The organism is Kitasatospora sp. NPDC056731, assembly GCF_040687675.1.
In the GTDB taxonomy this organism is placed as follows: domain Bacteria; phylum Actinomycetota; class Actinomycetes; order Streptomycetales; family Streptomycetaceae; genus Kitasatospora.
The window spans coordinates 42088-59877 of sequence record NZ_JBFBNR010000003.1; the positions used below are offsets into that span (position 1 = coordinate 42088).

A 17790-nucleotide genomic window follows, 5' to 3' on the forward strand; every position below is an offset into this window, starting at 1 on the left:
TCAGGCATGCGGACGACCGGACGGTTCCGGTACCTGACCATTGCGCCAGCCGGATATGGCCGGATCCGGTCGACAGGGTGTACGAGACCCCAACGCGGCACCCATGGAACGGAGTTGCGTCGTCCGAATGCGTACGGGCCCGCACCGGGGTGCGGGCCCGCAGATCACCCCGCGGTCATCGCGGGCCGGGGGTCAGCTGCCCGGGGTGAAGGACAGGGCGAGCGAGCCGACCGACTGGCCGCCGGTGAAGTACGTGGTGCCGAGGGCCTTGTCCAGGTACTGCGCGCCCTCCGCGTCCACCTGGAGGCTGGAAGCGGTGAGGCTCTGCGTGGTGCCGGTACGGCCGACCTGGGTGTCGCCCAGCGGGTCCAGCAGCGCCACCGGGTTGGTGCCGCCGTCCGGGACGGCCGTGATCTTCCAGCTGCGGACGCCGAAGTCGAGCTGCTTGAAGACGACGCTCTTGCCGTTCGTGGCGTTGAAGAAGAGCAGGCTGCCGCCGAACTGCACGTCCCCGGAGAAGGACGGGATGTTGGCCGCTCCGCCGGTCACCGGGAAGGTCGCGGTGATGGCGTTGTTGGCGGCGGCCGCGGTGGCCGGCGTCAGCGGGACGACGACGATGCCCTTGAGCACCGACTTGGCCAGGAACGCGCCGTCGACGGTGATCACGGCGCTGCCGGTGGGCGCGGTGGCGGTGGTGTCGGCCACGGCCACACCGCCGACACCGGTGACCGCCAGGACGACGGCGGCACCGGTGGTGGCGAGGCGGGTACCGGTTCTTGCCATGCTGAACTCCTTGGGAGAGGTGGGATGGTGCGGGTGGAGCAGTGGTCAGCTGTGCGTGATGCTCCCGCAGGCGTGGGGCGGCAGCGGAAGGAAGCCGAACCCGGTGATGTCCGCGAGGGCGGTCGGATTGGTGCAGATCCAACCGTCGGCGCCGAAGACGGAGCGCAGTGCGGCACCGTGGGCGTCGGCGGCGTTCCAGTCGGAGCGGCGGAGCACGTGGTAGAGGGAGAGGACGTAGCTACCGCCGACGAAGTTCTTGTTGATGGCCTTCTTCGCGGTGTCGACCGGCGCGTCGCCGTTGACGTTGCGGATGGTCAGCGGGCCCTGCACATCCGAACCGCTGCCCCGGCCGTAGTACATCTGCCCGACGTAGTGCCCCACGGAGTAGGGGACCAGCGCGTCGGGGTCGTTCAACTGGGCGTCGCTGCCCTCGTTCTCCTGCACACCCTCGGTCACACAGAGGCCGAAGGCCGAGACGCCGATCTTCCACAGGAAGTTCGTGCGGAGGGCTGAGCCGGGCTGCGGCAGGAACGGCTTGATGGTGGTGCTGGGCAGGCTGGGGTCGATCTGTTCCCAGGTGGTGACGTTGCAGGTGTAGATGTCCTTGAGGTTCTGCGTGGTCAGGTTGGCCGGCGCGTTACCACCGGATTTGGCCGCCCAGGACACCGCGTCCGATGCGAACGCCACGAAGTCGAAGGTGTTCGGGTCGGTCAGTGCCGGACCACGTGAGGAGCGGGCGAAGTCCACCACGGTACTGGTGTTGTTCTTCAAGGCCTGGATGCCGGCGTCGGCCCCGTTCGGGCGGGCGATCGACGTGGCGCCGGTCTTGGTGGTGATCGGCGAGGTGCCGGTCGCGTCCCAGCTGTACAGGCGCGGCGTGGTGGTGTCGGTGCTCGGGATGGTGGCGTTGTAGTCCGCGGAGAGCTGGTTCATCACCAGCTGCGTGACGCCGTCCCCCACCCCCACGATGTCCCGTGCGGCCGGCAGCGACGTCGGATCGGCGGCCCCCGTGCCGCCGGTCGCGGTGACGACCGCCGTCGCCAGAGCGGCGGCGGCGAGCAGCTTCTTCGTCGTTCCACGCATGATCCCGGGCCCCTTCGACGGCTCCTCCGATGGCCGGCGGCCACGGGCGCTGCGCCCGTGGCCGCCGGATGGTGCGGGGTGGATCAGGAGTGGGTGACGCTGCCGCAGGCGCCGGCCGGCAGCGGCAGGAAGCCGAAGCTCTTCAGGTCGGCGGACGCGGTGGCGTTGGTGCAGACCCAGCCGCTGGTGCCGAAGATGGCGCGCAGCGCGGTGCCGTGGGTGTCGGTGGCGATCCAGTCGGAGTGACGGACCACGTTGTAGACGCTGCGGGCGTAGGAGGTACCGGCGAAGGCGTTGGTGATCACCTTGTTGACGGTGTCGACCGGGGCGACGCCGTTCACGTTGCGGATGGTCAGCGGGCCCTGGACGTCGGCGCCGCTGCCCTTGCCGTAGTACACCTGGCCGACGTAGTGGGCGACGGAGTAGGGGACCAGCGCGTCGGGGTCGTTCAGCTGGGCGTCGCTGCCCTCGTTCTCCTGCACGCCCTCGGTGACGCAGAGGCCGAAGGCCGAGACGCCGATGGTGGAGAGGAAGAAGGAGCGGGTGCCGGAGCCGGACTGCGGCAGGAACGGCTTGATGGTGGTGCTGGGCAGGCTGGGGTCGATCTGGTCCCAGGTGGTGACGTTGCAGGTGTAGATGTCCTTGAGGTTCTGCGTGGTCAGGTTGGCCGGCGCGTTGCCGCCGTTCTGGGCCGCCCAGGACACCGCGTCCGTGGCGTACGCCACGAAGTCGAAGGTGTTCGGGTCGGTCGACGCCGGGCCGCGCGAGGAGCGGGCGAAGTCCACGGTGGCGCTGGTGTTGTTCTTCAGCGCGGTGATGCCGGCGCCGGAGCCGTTCGGGCGGGCGATGGAGGTGGCGCCGGTCTTGGTGGTGATCGGCGAGGTGCCGGTCGCGTCCCAGCTGTACAGGCGCGGGGTGGTGGTGTTGCTGCTCGGAATGGTGGCGTTGTAGTCCGCCGAGAACTGGTTCAGGACGGCCTGGGTGGTGTCGGAGCCGACGCCCACGATGTCCTTGGCGGCCGGGAGCGACGCCGGGTCGGCCAGGGCGGTGCCGCTGGCGACGGTGGCCAGGGAGGTCGCCAGGGCGGCAATGGTGAGCAGCTTGGCAGCGGTCTTACGCATGTTTCTCTTCCTCCGGTGGGAGAGACGTCCATCGCGTGGACCCGTGCTCTGGTTGGGAGCCCGGGGCCGGTGGCCGCGTCCGCTGCGGCCGCTCCGGCAGTGCAGATCCTGTCCGGCCCGGTGGTTCCGCCGGAAGGGAGGTCGAGGGCGGGTCGGGATTGTCGACTCATCGGTTCGACGAGGTTTAGCGACTGGTCAGCGCGGGCGCGGCGGAGGGGAAAGGGGGTGGTCGGAGGCCGGTGACGTTCTTCTCCAGGTGGCGACTCGGGGTGTTGCCGGAAACCTGCGCTTCACCGGAACTGCACGTGGGCCCCGGCCGCCTCACAGCGGCCAGCGGCCGTCCCGACCGCCCCGCCGCAACTCCTGCCCCACCCACTGGAGTCCGGACAGGAAGCCCTCGGCGCCGGCCTGGCACTGGTCGCGCCGCAGGTAGCCGCGGGCGCTGCGCGCCACCGGCGCGGGCTCGATCGCCGTCCGCCGGGTGCTGCGCACCGGCAGGTAGGCGGACCACACCCACTGCCGGCCCTCGGACTGGGCCACCGAACATCGCAGGGCCGCCCGCTCGATCAGCAACACCCGGACCGCCTCGGCGAGTTCCTCCTCGCTGCGGTAGGTGCGCACACCCATGCCGAGCGGCCGCCCGTTGGCGGCGCGCAGCGCCCAGCCCAGGCAGCGTTCGGGTGCGGGGACGATCAGCAGACGGGGGCCGCGCCCCTCAGCGGCCATCGGGGCGTCTCAACGAGACGGTGTTCCGGGGAAGTTCACGGCCCGGAAGTTCACGGCCCGGCAGGTCTCGAACCGGCCGCTCCCGAGCGGGCCGCTCACGAACGGACTGGTCGCGAGCGGGCCGGTCCCGAGCGGGCAGCTCACGCGCGGGCAGCTCACGAACGGGCAGGTCCCGCGCGGGCTGTTTGGCCAGCAGCACGACGAAGCGCCGGAAGGCGTTCTGGCAGGTCGCGTACCGCTCGTACGCGCGGCTGGAGCGCACCTCGGGCAGGCTGCGCGACCCGGGGACGACCCAGATCCAGCCGATGCCGTCCCGGACGTGGGTGATCCGCGCGGTGAGTTCGGCGGCCCCGACGCGTAATCCGTCGAAGCCGCGCTCGGCCTCGCCGGGCGTCTCGAACATGGCGGCGGTGATGGCCACCACCCGGCCGTTCGGCGCCTTCAGCTGCCAGCGGTACCGCCCGTCCGGGGCGCGCTCCGTCCTGAACCCGCCTCGACTTGCCCCTGCTGCGGTGTTCCCGCGGCCAGACGCGTCCACTGCTCCCCCGTCCGGTTACCCCTCCGAGACCGGTGCAAAGCTATGTGTGCACACGGACCCACGGAAAGCCCAGAACGTTCACAACTTGCGCTGTTGGTCGGGAAGTTCTCCCTCGTTTAACTTTCACCGGCCAACCGCCGAGGAGGATCGGGCCGGGTTCAGAGCCGGGCCGTCCAGCGGACCCTGGTGCCCTTCCCGTACGGCCCGGCCTCGTGCCAGGCGGCGCCGCCGAGCGCCTCGGCCCGCCGGGTCAGGTTGAGCAGGCCGCTGCGGCGCCCGCCCGCCGGGATGCCGACGCCGTCGTCGGTCACCGTCAGCAGCACGCCCGGGCGCCCGCCCCGGTCCAGCGACTCCGGGTCGCCGCTCACCGGCCGGCCGGTGTCGTCCAGGTGGGCGGTCGCGTCGATCTCGACGCCGACCCGGGAGGCCCGCGCGTGCCGGGCCGTGTTGGAGAGCATCTCCCTGAGCGCGGCGAGCAGTTGGCGGCCGTTCTTCTCCTCGACCAGGCTCTCCACCGGCCCGACGAAGCTCACCGAGGGCTTGAAGCCGAGCGCGGCCGCGGCCTGGCTGGCCTCCCGCAGCACCCGGGTGCGCAGGGTGTCCGGCGCGTCGCCGTGGTTGTCGTGCTGGAGGGCGTAGATGGTGGTGCGGACCTCCTGGATGGTGGCGTCCAGCTCGTCCACCGCCTTGCCGATGCCGACCTTCACCTCGGGCACCACGGACCGCCGGGCCGCGCTCTCCAGCATCATCCCGGTGGCGAACAGCCGCTGGATCACCAGGTCGTGCAGGTCGCGGGCGATCCGGTCGCGGTCCTGGAAGACGGCCAGGCGCTGCTGGTCGCGCTGGCCCTCGGCGAGCCGCAGGGCCAGCGCGGCCTGCGAGGCGAAGGTCTCGGCGAGCTGCTTCTCGGTGTCGGTGAACGGCAGGGCGCCGCGCGGGCGCCAGACGCAGAGCCCGCCGAGCACCCGCCCGGCGGCGACCATCGGGACGGCCATGGACGGGCCGAAGGCGCGGGCGAGCCGGATCTCCACGGTCGGGTCGCTGGACATGTCGTCCAGGTAGACGCTCTCCCCGGCGAGCAGCCGGGCCGCGAAGCTCTTCCTGGGCAGCAGCTCGCCCCGGACGAACTCGGCGGCCTCGCCGGAGGCGTGGGCGACCCGCATCTGCCCGTCGCCGTCCTCCGCCGGTTCGGTCGGGAGCAGGATCATGCCGAGCGCGGCGTCCGCCAGCTCCCGGACCTGCTCGGCCGCGACGGTGAGCGCGGTCTCGGCCTGGTCGGTGGAGAGCAGCGCCGTGGTGACGGCGGAGGCGCCGGCGATCCAGCGTTCCCGGCGCCGCCCCTCCTCGTACAGCCGGGAGTTCTCGATGGCGACGCCGGCCGCCGCGGCGAGCGCGTGCACCACCTGTTCGTCCTCGGGGGTGAAGGCGCCGCCGCCCTTCTTCTCGGTGAGGTAGAGGTTGCCGAAGACCTCGTCGCGGACCCGGATCGGCTCGCCGAGGAAGGTCTTCATCTCCGGGTGGTGCGGCGGGAATCCGGAGGAGCGCGGGTCGGCGCCGAGGTCGGCGAGCCGCAGCGGCTCGGGGCGGTCGATCAGCGCGCCGAGGATGCCGCGTCCGGCGGGCAGTTCGCCGATCTCGGCGGCGGTCTCGTCGTCGACGCCGACGTGGATGAAGTCGGCCAGACCGGTGCGGCCGGGGGCGATCACACCGAGGGCCGCGTACCGGGCGTCGACGAGTTCGGCGGCGCCGGTGGCGATCCGGTGCAGGGTGGCGTGCAGGTCGAGCCCGGCGCCGATCGAGACCACCGCCTCCAGCAGCCGCTGCATCCGGTCGGTGACCGCGGCGGCCGACTGCAGCCGCTCCGCGACCTCGGTGACCAGGGTGTCCAGCCCGAGCGAGGCGATCTCCGGCACCCGATGGGGTGTCGGCTCGGGCGCGGCGGCGGAGGGCTCTGGCGTGGGGTCCATGCAGAAAGCCTAGTTTGTACGCTTTTCATCCGAAGGACGGCGCGGCTCGGGAAACGCGCCCTGACCGGGCCTGGCAGGCGGCCCCGACCGGGCCTAACGGGTGGCCCCGACCGGCTCCACCAGCCCGTCCGCCTCCCGCTCCAGCAGCCCGTCCGCCTCCCGCTCCCGCCGCCACATGGCGTGCAGCCGCCCGTCCCGGTCCGCGATCAGCTCCGACCAGCGGCCGCGCTCGGCGACCCGGCCGCCGTCCAGCACCAGCACCTCGTCGACGGTGGTGTCGTCCAGGCCGGCCAGCCGGTGCGTGATCAGCACGGTGGTGCGGCCCTCGGTGGCGGCCAGCAGGTCGGTGGTGAGCGCGTCGGCGGTGGGCAGGTCGAGGTGTTCGGCGGGCTCGTCCAGGACGAGCACCGGGAAGTCGGCGAGCAGGGCCCGGGCCAGTGCGAGGCGCTGCCGCTGGCCGCCGGAGAGCCGGGCGCCGTGCTCGCCGACCATGGTGTCCAGGCCGTCGGGCAGGGTCAGCGTCCAGTCCAGCAGCCGGGCGGCGGCGAGCGCGGCGCGCAGGTCGTCCTCGGTGGCGCCCGGCCGGGCCAGCCGCAGGTTCTCCCGCAGCGAGCTGTCGAAGACGTGGGCGTCCTGGGCACACAGTCCGATCACCCGGCGGACGTCCTCGCCCGCGAGCGCGCGGCTGTCCACTGCCTGGGGGCGGCCGTCGGCGAAGGTGACGCCGCCCGCGCTCGGCTCCAGGAACCGCAGCAGCGCCTGGGCCAGCGTGGTCTTGCCGGAGCCGGACGGGCCGACCACGGCGATCCGGCGGCCGGCCGCGAGGTCGAGGTCGACGCCGGTGAGCGCGTCCGCGGCCTGCCCGGGGTGCCGGACGGTCAGTCCGCGCACGGCGACCGGCAGCGGCTGTTCGGGCAGCGCGGCGGGCGCGGCCGGCTCCGGGACGGCGGCCTCGGCCTCCAGCACCTCGTCCAGCCGGGCCCGCGCGGCCCGGCTGCGCTGGCGCGCCTGGACGGCCAGCGGCATCCCGGTGACGGCCTCGAACGCGGCCAGCGGGGTGAGCACGACCACGGCCAGGCAGACCGGCGCCAGCGCGCCGCCGTGCACCCCCTGGACGCCGACGGCCGCCGCGGCGGTCACGGTCAGCCCGGTGAGCAGCGCGATCAGCCCGGTGCCGAGCGCGGTGGTGGCCGCCGAGCGGGCGGCCAGCCGGGTGAGCGCGGCGTCGGCGCCGTGGACGGCGGCGAGCCGGCCGGGCAGCGCGCCGGCCACGGTGAGTTCGGCGGTGCCGGTGAAGGCGTCGACGACGGTGGTGGCGAGCCGCCCGCGCTCCGGGGCCTGCCGCCGTTCGGCACCGGCCGACCAGCGGGCGGCCAGGGCGGGCACCACCGCGCCCGCGAGCAGCAGCCCGATCCCGAGCACGACCCCGGCGGCGGGCAGGAAGGCGCCCATCGCCGCCGCCGCGGCCAGCGAGACCACGCCCGCCACGGCGGCCGGCAGCCGCCAGCGCAGGTGGTGGTCCTGGATCGCGTCGACGTCGGCGACCAGCCGGGAGAGCAGGTCGCCGCGCCGGAAGGCGGGCAGTCCGGCCGGGGCGAGCGCGGTGAGCCGCCGGTAGACGGCAGCCCGCAGGGTGCCGAGGGTGCGCAGCACGGCGTCGTGCGAGACCAGCCGTTCGGCGTAGCGGAAGACGCTGCGGCCGATGCCGAAGGCCCGTACCGAGGTGACGGCCATCATCAGGTAGAGCACCGGCGGCATCTCGGAGGCCCGGGAGATCAGGTAGCCGGAGGTGGCCATCAGCGCGACGGCGCAGCCGAGGGCGAGCGCGCCTAGCAGGACGGACAGCGCCAGCCTCGGGGTGGCGGCGTCGGCTTCGGGCTCGTCCTGCGCCGTGGCGGGGGCGGGCGTCGGCCGCCCGCTGTGCGCGGGCCGCCCGACCGCAGCGGAGGCCGCAGTCGCAGCCGGGCCGGCAGCCGCGGCCGGGGCGGGCGCCCCCGCCAGCCGGACCCGCTGGTCGGCGACGGCCAGCAGCGCCGGCCGGTGGGCGACGATCAGCACGGTGCGCGCCGGGTCCTCGGCGAGCGTCCGGACGGCGTCCACGACGGCGGCCTCGGAGGCGCCGTCCAGGTTGGCGGTCGGCTCGTCGAGGAGGACCAGCGGCCGGTCGTCGGCGAGCAGGACGCGGGCGAGCGCGAGCCGCTGGCGCTGCCCGGCGGAGAGCCCGGCGCCGTCCTCGCCGAGCGGGGCGTCCAGCCTGGTCACGAAGTCGAGCGCGTGCGCGGCCCGCAGCGCCGTCCACAGCTGCTCGTCGGTGGCCTCCGGGCGGTAGAGCCGCAGGTTGTCGGCGACCGTCCCGGCGAACAGGTGCGGGTGCTGCGGCACCCAGGCGATCTGCCGCCGCCAGCTCGCCGGTTCCAGTGCGGCCAGGTCGTGGGTGCGCCCGTCGGCGGCGGTGATCCGGACGGTGCCGGCGTCCGGGGCGACGAGGCCGAGCAGGACGGCGAGCAGGGTGGACTTGCCGGCCCCGCTCGGGCCGGTGAGGGCGGTGGTGGTGCCCGGGCGCAGGGTCAGCGCGGCGCCGTCCAGGGCGGGCTCGGTCCGGCCGGGGTGGCGTACGACCAGGTCGGAGACGGCGACGACGGCCCCGGTGAGGGCGGGTGCGGGCACCGTGCCGGCGGCGGGCAGCGGGGTCTCCAGCACCTGGAAGATCTCGTCGGCGGCGGTCAGGCCCTCCACGCTGGAGTGGTAGAGCGCGCCGACCTGGCGGATCGGGAAGTACACCTCGGGGGCGAGGATCAGGATCAGCAGCCCGGTCTCCAGGTCGAGCGTGCCGTCCACCAGCCGGAATCCGACGGTGACCGCGACCAGTGCGACCGACAGGGTGGAGAGCAGTTCCAGCGCGAAGGAGGAGATGAAGGCGATCCGCAGGGTGCGCAGGGTGGCGCGGCGGTAGTCGGCGGTGATCCGGGCGATGGTGGCGGCCTGGGCGCGGGCCCGGTTGAACACCTTGAGGGTGGGCAGTCCGGCCACCACATCGAGGAAGTGGTGCGAGAGCCGGGCCAGGGTGCCCCACTGCCGGTCCATCCGGCTCTGGGTGGCCATCCCGATCAGCACCATGAACAGCGGGATCAGCGGGAGCGTCCCGGCGATGATCGCGGCCGAGGTGAAGTCGGCGCCGACGATCCGCAGCAGCACGATCACCGGGACGACGACGGCGAGCGCCAACTGCGGCAGGTAGCGGGCGAAGTAGTCGTCCAGCGCGTCGACGCCGCGGGTGGCGAGGGTGGTGAGTTCGCCGGTGCGCCGGCCCGCCAGGTAGGCCGGGCCGAGCGCGGTGGCGTGGTCGAGCAGCCGGCGCCGCAGGGTGGACTTCACCCGGGCGACGGACCGATGCGCGGTGAGTTCGGTGAGCCAGCCGACCAGCCCGCGCCCGACGGCCGTCAGGGCGAGCAGCAGCAGCGGCGTGGTCAGTTCGCCGAGGGTCGCCTGGCGCTGGAAGGCGCGGACGACGATCTCGGCGATCAGACTCGCCTGGGCGACCACCAGGGCCGCGCCCGCCCCGCCGAGGAGCACGGATCCGGCGAGGAAGGCACGGGTGGTGCGGGCGTACCCGAGGAGTCGGGGGTCGACCGGCTTCACGGCGTCAGGCCTGGTCGAGCGCGGCGGCCGGGTTGTGCCCGGGGATGTGCTGGACGCCGATGCGCTTGCGGAACACCCAGTACGTCCAGCCCTGGTAGAGCAGCACGAGCGGGGTGAACACCGCGGCCACGATGGTCATCAGCTTCAGCGTGTACGGCGAGGAGGCCGCGTTGCTGACGGTCAGGCTCCAGCCGTCGTTGAGGGTGGAGGGCATGACGTTCGGGAAGAGCGCCAGGAAGAGCATCGCGACGGCGGCCACGATGGTCGCCCCGGAGAGGATGAACGCCCAGCCCTCGCGGCCGAGTTGGTTGGCCGCCAGAGCACCGACCAGGGCCAGCACGGCGATGATCAGGGCGGCCAGGCTGCGGCCGTTGCCGTTGTCGGCCTGCGTCCAGAGCAGGAAGGCCAGCGCCAGCACCGCCGCCACCACGCCCACCCGCAGGGCGGTGGCCCGGGCCCGGTCGCGGATGTCGCCGACCGTCTTGAGCGCCGCGAACACCGCGCCGTGGAAGGTGAACAGGCTGAGCGTCACCAGGCCGCCGAGGATGGCGTACGGGTTGAGCAGGTCCCAGAAGGTGCCGACGTAGTTCTTCTGCGCGTCGATGTCGACGCCGCGCACGATGTTGGCGAAGGCCACGCCCCACAGGAAGGCCGGGAGCAGCGAGGTCCAGAAGATGGCCTCCTCCCAGTTGCGCTGCCAGCGCGCGTCGTCGCGCTTGGCCCGGTACTCGAAGGCCACGCCGCGCACGATGAGGCAGACCAGGATGATCAGCAGCGGGATGTAGAAGCCGCTGAACAAGGTCGCGTACCAGTCCGGGAAGGCCGCGAAGGTGGCGCCGCCGGCGGTCAGCAGCCAGACCTCGTTGCCGTCCCAGACCGGGCCGATGGTGTTGATCAGGACGCGCCGTTCGGCGGTGTTGCGGGCGAGCGGCTTGGTGAGGATGCCGATCCCGAAGTCGAAGCCCTCCAGGAAGAAGTAGCCGATCCACAGGACCGCGATCAGTACGAACCAGACGTCGTGGAGTTGCATGTCAGATCCCCTGTGGTCCTCAGTAGGCGAAGGCGAGAGGCTTGTCGGCGTCGTCGTCCGAGGACGGTCCGCGCAGGGTCGGGTCCTTGGCGGGGGGCTGCTCGGTCACCACCGGACCGGCCTTGGCGTACTTCACCAGCAGCCGGACCTCGACGACGGCGAGGATCGCGTACAGCAGGGTGAAGGTGGTGAGGGCGCCGATCTGGGTGCCGACACTCACGTTGGGGGAGACCGCGCTCGCCGTGGTCATCAGGCCGAAGACGGCCCAGGGCTGGCGGCCCATCTCGGTGAAGATCCAGCCGAAGCTGTTGGCGATCAGCGGGAATCCCATGGTCAGGATGCCGATCCGCCAGCTCCACTTGGTGAGGAACGGACCCATCTCCCGCCCGGGGGTGAGCATCAGCCGGGGCACCTCGGTCTCGCCGGTGCGGAACTCGGGGCGCAGGAACTTCTTGCGCCGGGTGGTCCAGAGCCCGATCAGGCCGGCCACGAAGGAGGTCATCCCGAAACCGATCATGAGGCGGAAGCCCCAGTAGGTGACGAAGATGCTCGGGATGTAGTCCTTGGGGTCGCCGCCGTACTTGGCGGCCTCGGCGGCCGCGGTGTCGTTGATGCCGGGGACGGAGGAGTTGAAGTCGCTGTGGGCGAGGAAGGAGAGTATCCCGGGGATCTCCAGCTCGACCGAGTTGTGGCCCTTGCTGACGTCGCCGACCGCGAAGATCGAGAACGGCGCGGGCGACTGGGTGTCCCACAGGGCCTCGGCGGCGGCCATCTTCATCGGCTGCTGCTCGAACATGACCTTGGCGAGCGAGTCGCCGCTGAGCGCGGTGCCGGCGCCGAAGACCACGGCGAGGACCAGGCCGAGCCGCAGCGAAGTGCGCATCACGGCGGTCTTCTTGGGGTCGGCGCTCTCCGGCTTGCGCTTGGCCTTCCAGAGGTGGAAGGAGGCGATGCCGACCATGAAGGCCGCGCCGGTGAGGAAGGCGGCGGTCAGGGTGTGCGCCACCACGGTGAGGGTGGTGTTCTGGAACAGCACCTTGGCGATGTCGGTGAGCTGGGCCTTGCCGGTGGCCGGGTCGATCGAGTAGCCGACCGGGTGCTGCATCCAGGAGTTGGCCGCCAGGATGAAGTAGGCGGAGAGCACGGTGCCCAGGGCGACCATCCACATGCAGGCGCAGTGGATCTTCTTCGGCAGCTTGTCCCAGCCGAAGATCCACAGGCCGATGAAGGTGGACTCGAAGAAGAAGGCGATCAACGCCTCCATCGCGAGCGGGGCGCCGAAGACGTCGCCGACGAAACGGGAGTAGTCGGACCAGTTCATGCCGAACTGGAATTCCTGGACGATGCCGGTGACCACGCCCATCGCGATGTTGATCAGGAAAAGCTTCCCCCAGAACTTCGTGGCGTGGAAGTACTTCTCCTTGTTCGTCCTCACCCAGGCGGTCTCCAGCCCGGCCACGATGGCGGCGAGGCTGATGGTGAGCGGGACGAAGAGGAAGTGGTAAACGGTGGTGATGCCGAATTGCCATCGCGCGATGGTCTCGTGAGCGATTGCCAGCTCCACGTCGCCCTCTCTCCAACCGACCGGCCCTGTTGAAGGGCATGTTTCGGACAAACTTCATCTATAGCTGTAGACCGCTGCCCAACTACGCAAGCTTGTCCGCTTGTGAACGTGAACACGTTCACAAGGAGCAGTATCCATCATCCTTACGAAGGAATCGCAGGCGGGGTGGGGTTGACACCTTCGGAACGGTGCGTAGCCGTACGTAGCGGGGCGTGGCCGCGTGTGGCCGGGTGTGACCGTGCGGCGGCGGTGCAGTGGTGAACGCAGTGGCGGTGGGGACAGTCTGCGGAGCCGCCCACGGCCCTGACAACGAACGGCCGGGCAGCCGGCGGAGCGGTCTTGGCCGATCCGGCGCTTGACACGACGGCGCCCACGCCGTCGCGGACGACGTGGGCGCCTGAAGGGACCAGCGGCCCCTGGTCCCGTCCTCGTTTCTCCGCTACACCCTTTGGCTACGGGCTACGCCCGGCCGAGGAGCTGGGTGCCCGGGGTGGAGTCGGCGCGGGCGGTGAAGAACTCGGTGAAGCCGTGCAGGAACTCCTCCACGGTGATCCGGCCGTCCCCGTCCACATCCAACTGGCGGAACCCGTGCGACAGTTCGGCCGGATGAACGCGCGGGCCGCCGAACACCGCCCGGTACTCGTCCGCCTCCAGGAAGCCGCTGCCGTCGGTGTCCGCGGCAGTGAACACGGCCCGCAGCGCGGGCAGCAGCCCCTGCTCCAGATAGGCCGGATCCCGGTCGCAGCCCGCGACGGTGGCCGCCACGAACTCCTCCCGGCTCACCTTGCCGTCGCCGTTCGCGTCCATCGCCGCGCGCAGCTGCTCCCACCAGCCGTCGAAGGCCTGGTACACCCGCGCCTCGGCGGCCTCGTCCAACTCCAGCTGCCAGCACACGTTGTGCGCCATCGCCCGCAGGTCGTGGACGGTGAGGAAGCCGTCGCCGGTCTGGTCCAGCACCTCACGGAAGAACCGGTCCACCCGGGAGCCGCGCGCGTCCCGGCGCGGGTCCCTGCGCGGCGGACGCCACCGGGCCGGAGCACCGCCCTGGTCCGGAGAGCGGTAGCGCACCCGGTCCGGCAGCAGCGGGGCGACCGCGCCGGCGCCCCGGTGCAGCAGCCAGGACAGCAGCGCGGCCCGCCGCGTCCGCACCAGCCCGAACCGCTCCCGCACCGCCGGCGGCAGATCCGCCACCGTCAGCGCCGTGATCGCCCGCGCCACCACCACCCGCAGCACCCGCCACCCGGCGTCCCCGAGGAACCACAGCCGGCGCGGCCGCGGCGCCCCGCGCAGCATGTCCTCCAGCAGGTAGCGGGTCGCCTCGGTGAACTCCAGCCGCTCGCGCGCCGCCCGGGCGAAGTACGCGGGCAACTCGGCGGCGCTGGCGGGAAGTTCGCCCTCAGGCAGCCCGAAGGCCGCCACCGATCCGGTGAACTCCCGGTACGCCGCCTCCAGTTGACCGGCGTCGTACGGATCCCCGCCCAGCCGCCGCATCGCGACCACGCACTCGAACAGCGTCAGCAGCACCCACGCCCGGGTCGCCGCGTCCTCGGCGTCGTACGCCCGCCCGTCCGGCGCCGTCCCGCGGATCCGCTTGTGCGCCCGGTCCAGCCGCGCGACCTCCCGCCGCAGCGCCTCCCCGTCCTGGTAGAACAGCCGCCGCCCGCTCCCCAACGTGTGCTCCACCCGCCGCCACGGATGCGCCTGGTACGTCGAGTGCTCGGCCATCCCGGCCCCCACCACCGGATCCGCCGCCTGCAACACCAGCAACCGCCACGCGACCAGCGCGACCCGCCACTCGGACAGATCCCGCCGGAACGACACCCCAGGACCAGCCACGGGATCAGCCACGGCGCTCACCGGTGATCTCCGGCCCGATCACGAACCCCTTCGCGGGGCCCTCGGGGATCACGGCCTCCTCGCCGTACGGGATCCGGGTCGAGGAGGCGTAGGCACGGCGTTCGGGATCGGGACGGGAAAGTACGGTCACGGTACCGCCGTGATCGTAGTCATCGATGATCGCGTACACCGGAATGTCTGCGGAAGCGTAGGCGCGCGGCTTGAACTCCTGGTCACGGCGTTCGTAGCAGTCGGGCCACACGACCTCGGCGACAAGGGGAATCCCGGACGCCAACAGCCCCACACCCTCCGGGTGTTCGGTCGCCTTCGTGTCGTCCGGTGCCACGGCGAGGTCAGGTTTCATCGCCTTCAAACCGGCGGTCACATACCGGCCTTGCGTCGCCGTGTACCCCGTCCCACGCAGGTGCTTCGTCAGCGCCTTCCTGAGGCCACCTCCCACCGCTGCATGGCGGAGGTCACCGATGACCGAGATGGTGATGCTGTCTTCGTCGATCTCTGCGCGTGCGATCTCCGGGACGGCCATGGCCTTCCAGGCCTTCCACAACCTCTGATCAGGGTCCATAGCGATCTCCCGGTGCGTGAGTGAGCACCTGGACCGTCGCACACGACCGGGGGGCCGGTCGGGTGAACTCCCGCCGTTCACCCGATCGGGGCGTTTCGGGCCCGGAAACGCGAAACCGCAGGGCGGGCCGGGAGGGGGCCTGCCCTGCGGTTCGGGGTGCTGTGGGGTCCGCGCCCTCCTCCCGAGCGGGCGCGAACCGGGTGGATCAGGAGGAGGAGCGGGCCGGCTTGCGGCGGGAGACGTAGAGGGCCGCCGCACCCAGGCTGAGGGCCAGGCCGGAACCGAGCGCCAGGTACGGGGTGGCCGGGTTGGAACCGGTCTCGGCGAGCTCGGTGGTCGAACCGGTGGTCGCCTTGGCCGTGGCGGCGGTCGTCGACTTGGCCTGGGTGCTCGCGGTGGTCGCCTTGGTGCCGGTGCCGTTGGTGGTGGTGGTCGCGGTGGTGTCCGAGACCGGGGTGACGGCGGCGGGCTGCTGGGCCGGCTGCTCCGCCGGGGCCGGGGCGGGCTGCTCGACCGGCTTCTCGCTCGGCTTGTCGCTCGGCTTGTCGGCGGGCTTGTCGACCGGCTTCTCGGCGGCGGCCTTGGCGTCGGCGAGGGCCTTGTCCGCGGTGGCCTGGGCGGCGGCCGCGGTCTTGGTGGCCTCCTGCAGCCCGTGGAGCTTGCGCATCGCCGCGACCTTGGCGTCGTCCAGCGCCGTGCCGGCGGCGGTCGCGGCGGCCTTGGCGTTGGTGTCCGCGTCGGTGGCGGCGTTGGCCGCGTCGAACGCCGCCAGCATCCGCACCCTGGCCGCTTCCAGTTCCTCCGGCTTCGCGGAGCGGTACGCGGCGGAGGCCTCCACGGCTTCGTTGTAGGTCTTCTCGTGGGCCGCGGCGGCCGTCTTGGCGGCGGCCTGGGCCTCCTGGAGCTTGCCGAGGTAGGGCTGCGGGTTGTTCATGAAGGCCGTGGTCTCGGCCTGCCCGGCGGCCTCGGCGGCGACGGCGGCCTGGTGGGCCTTGGCCGCGCTGGCGGCGGCCTTCTCCAGCTCCGCGATCGAGCCGGTGTCGTTCTGGGTCTGCGCCGTCGAAGCCGACTCCGCGAAGGCGGGTGCTGCGGAGAGCATGGCTGCGGGCGAGATCACGGCAGCGACGAGGGCGGCCGAGACCAGCGTACGGCGGAGTTTCACAATGACCCCTTTCGGGTCGGAAAGAAAGCAAAAGCCGTGTGCCGGGCCGTTATTGACGCCCCGACAGCGTTGATCATAGGCACACGGATTCTTTACGCTCCATGCCGTGTTCCGGCAACGAAAACGTCCTTCCATTGCCTGGTCAGCAAGGGAATTGACGTGTCGACAATGCCGTCAGGAAGTCCGGTCACCGTTGGTGGGCAGTTCGACCCGGAACGTGGCGCCGGCGCCGGGGGCGGTGTCCAGGGTGAGGGTGCCGCCGTGCGCGTGGGTGAGCGCGGTGGCGATGGCGAGGCCGAGTCCGGCGCCGCCGCCGCCGTGCCGGCTGCGGGAGGCGTCGACCCGGTAGAAGCGGTCGAAGACCCGCTGGGCCTGGCCGTCGGTGAGCCCCGGCCCGGCGTCGGCGACCTCCAGCAGGCAGACGCCGCCCGCGCCGCCGACCCCGATTCGCACCGGGGTGCCGGGCGGGGTGTGCTTGACCGCGTTGCCGACCAGGTTGGTGACCACCTGCCGCAGCCGGGCCTCGTCGCCGAGGACGGGGGCCGCACCGGGGGCGCCGGTGCCGGACGGGCCGGTGAGGGAGACGGGCCGGGTCGGGTCGAGGGCGGTGAGGTCGTGCAGCGCGTCCGCGGCGAGGGTGCGCAGGTCCATCGGGGCGAGGTCGAGCGGGCGTTCCTCGTCGAGCCGGGCGAGCACCAGCAGGTCCTCGACCAGGGCGCCCATCCGGACGGCCTCGCTCTCGATCCGGGTCATGGTCCGTTTGACGTCCCCGTCGGTGGGCAGCGCGCCCATCCGGTAGAGCTCGGTGAAGCCGCGGATCCCGGCGAGCGGGGTGCGCAGTTCGTGCGAGGCGTCGGCGACGAACCGCCGCATCCGGGCCTCGGATTCGGCGCGGGCGGCGAAGGCGGCCTCGATCTGGGTGAGCATGCCGTTGAGCGCGATGGAGAGCCGCCCGACCTCGGTGCCGGGGGAGAGTTCCGGCATCCGGTGGGAGAGTTCGCCGTCGGCGATCCGGGCGGCGCCGGCCTCGATCCGGCGCAGTGGCCGCAGCCCGGCGCGGACGGCGAAGAACCCGAGCGCGGCGATCAGCACCAGGACGGCGCCGCCGATCGCGAGGAAGGAGCTACGCAGCTTGCCGACGGTGGCGTCGATGTCCGCGCGGGAGACGGCCACCATGACGTAGGTCGCGGTGACGGCGGGCGAGGCGTAGTCGCTGGGGCTGGCGGCGGCCGGGGCCCGGGGGGTCTGGATCGGCAGCACGAGCACCCGCCAGTTGTAGTGGCCGCGCTGGTCGGGCAGGTCGAAGGGGACGTCGGGCTCGGTGCGGGTCGGGTCGAGGCCGGCCAGTTGGGGCGCCGGGTCGCTGTCGGAGACGGGCTGGCGCATGACGGCCTGCACCTTGCCGTCCGAGGAGAGGTACTGGACCAGGTACTGGCTGGGCAGGGTGCTGCGTTTGCCGGTGACGGCGGGGCGCCCGGCCTCCGGGGTGCCGACCCGGACCGGGCCCTTGTGGGACAGCGGCAGCCCGTACCGCTGGAGCTGCTCGTCGAGTTGGTCGACCAGCTGTACCCGGACGGTGCCGAGGACGACGGCGTCGCTGACCACCAGCCCGGTGGTGACCAGCACCAGCGCGAGCACCAGCAGCCGGGCGCGCAGGGACAGCCGGGACAACCTTGACAGCTTTGACAGCCCCGACAGCTTTGACAGCCGGGAGAGCGGCCGCCGGGGCAGGGGCAGCCGGGAGAGCGGCCGCCGGAA

The 17790-nt window shown here is 72.4% G+C and carries 13 protein-coding genes; all 13 read right to left on the reverse strand.

Annotated elements, in window-relative coordinates:
* Positions 1-192: 192 nt before the first annotated feature.
* A complete protein-coding gene (locus tag AB0R04_RS04310) occupies positions 193-783 on the reverse strand; it encodes a hypothetical protein (RefSeq protein ID WP_363368092.1) in 591 nt (196 codons plus the stop codon).
* A gap of 45 nt (positions 784-828) precedes the next feature.
* A complete protein-coding gene (locus AB0R04_RS04315; protein ID WP_363368094.1) occupies positions 829-1866 on the reverse strand; it encodes a substrate-binding domain-containing protein in 1038 nt (345 codons plus the stop codon).
* Between the two features lie 83 nt (positions 1867-1949).
* Positions 1950-2987, reverse strand: coding sequence for a substrate-binding domain-containing protein (locus AB0R04_RS04320; protein ID WP_063348393.1), 1038 nt, complete (start codon positions 2985-2987; stop codon positions 1950-1952).
* A gap of 321 nt (positions 2988-3308) precedes the next feature.
* Positions 3309-3713, reverse strand: a complete 405-nt coding sequence (locus AB0R04_RS04325) for a hypothetical protein (RefSeq protein ID WP_363368096.1) — start codon at positions 3711-3713, stop codon at positions 3309-3311.
* Positions 3703-4134 carry a hypothetical protein gene (locus tag AB0R04_RS04330; protein ID WP_363368098.1) on the reverse strand — a complete coding sequence of 144 codons (432 nt, stop codon included), beginning with the start codon at positions 4132-4134 and terminating at the stop codon, positions 3703-3705. The genes AB0R04_RS04325 and AB0R04_RS04330 overlap by 11 nt, the downstream gene beginning before the upstream one ends.
* Before the next feature lie 275 nt (positions 4135-4409).
* Positions 4410-6077: a GAF domain-containing protein gene (locus tag AB0R04_RS04335; RefSeq protein ID WP_363368369.1), complete on the reverse strand. Its 1668-nt coding sequence runs from the start codon at positions 6075-6077 to the stop codon at positions 4410-4412.
* A 234-nt stretch (positions 6078-6311) separates the two neighbouring features.
* Entirely contained in the window at positions 6312-9857 is a 3546-nt protein-coding gene (gene cydD / locus AB0R04_RS04340; protein ID WP_363368100.1) for a thiol reductant ABC exporter subunit CydD, read from the reverse strand.
* A gap of 4 nt (positions 9858-9861) precedes the next feature.
* Positions 9862-10887, reverse strand: coding sequence for a cytochrome d ubiquinol oxidase subunit II (gene cydB, locus AB0R04_RS04345; protein ID WP_063348398.1), 1026 nt, complete (start codon positions 10885-10887; stop codon positions 9862-9864).
* Between the two features lie 19 nt (positions 10888-10906).
* A complete protein-coding gene (locus AB0R04_RS04350; RefSeq protein WP_363368102.1) occupies positions 10907-12451 on the reverse strand; it encodes a cytochrome ubiquinol oxidase subunit I in 1545 nt (514 codons plus the stop codon).
* A 459-nt stretch (positions 12452-12910) separates the two neighbouring features.
* On the reverse strand, positions 12911-14299 hold the full coding sequence (locus tag AB0R04_RS04355) for an EF-hand domain-containing protein (RefSeq protein ID WP_363368104.1): 1389 nt from the start codon (positions 14297-14299) through the stop codon (positions 12911-12913).
* Positions 14292-14870 (reverse strand): Uma2 family endonuclease, encoded by a 579-nt coding sequence (locus AB0R04_RS04360; RefSeq protein WP_363368106.1) that lies wholly within the window; start codon positions 14868-14870, stop codon positions 14292-14294. Before AB0R04_RS04360 ends, AB0R04_RS04355 begins: the two co-directional genes overlap by 8 nt.
* Positions 14871-15075: 205 nt before the next feature.
* Entirely contained in the window at positions 15076-16032 is a 957-nt protein-coding gene (locus tag AB0R04_RS04365; RefSeq protein ID WP_363368108.1) for an LAETG motif-containing sortase-dependent surface protein, read from the reverse strand.
* 174 nt (positions 16033-16206) lie between these two features.
* The gene (locus AB0R04_RS04370) at positions 16207-17703 is read right to left on the reverse strand and encodes a HAMP domain-containing sensor histidine kinase (protein ID WP_363368110.1); all 1497 of its coding nucleotides are present in this window, start codon (positions 17701-17703) and stop codon (positions 16207-16209) included.
* Positions 17704-17790 lie beyond the last annotated feature (87 nt).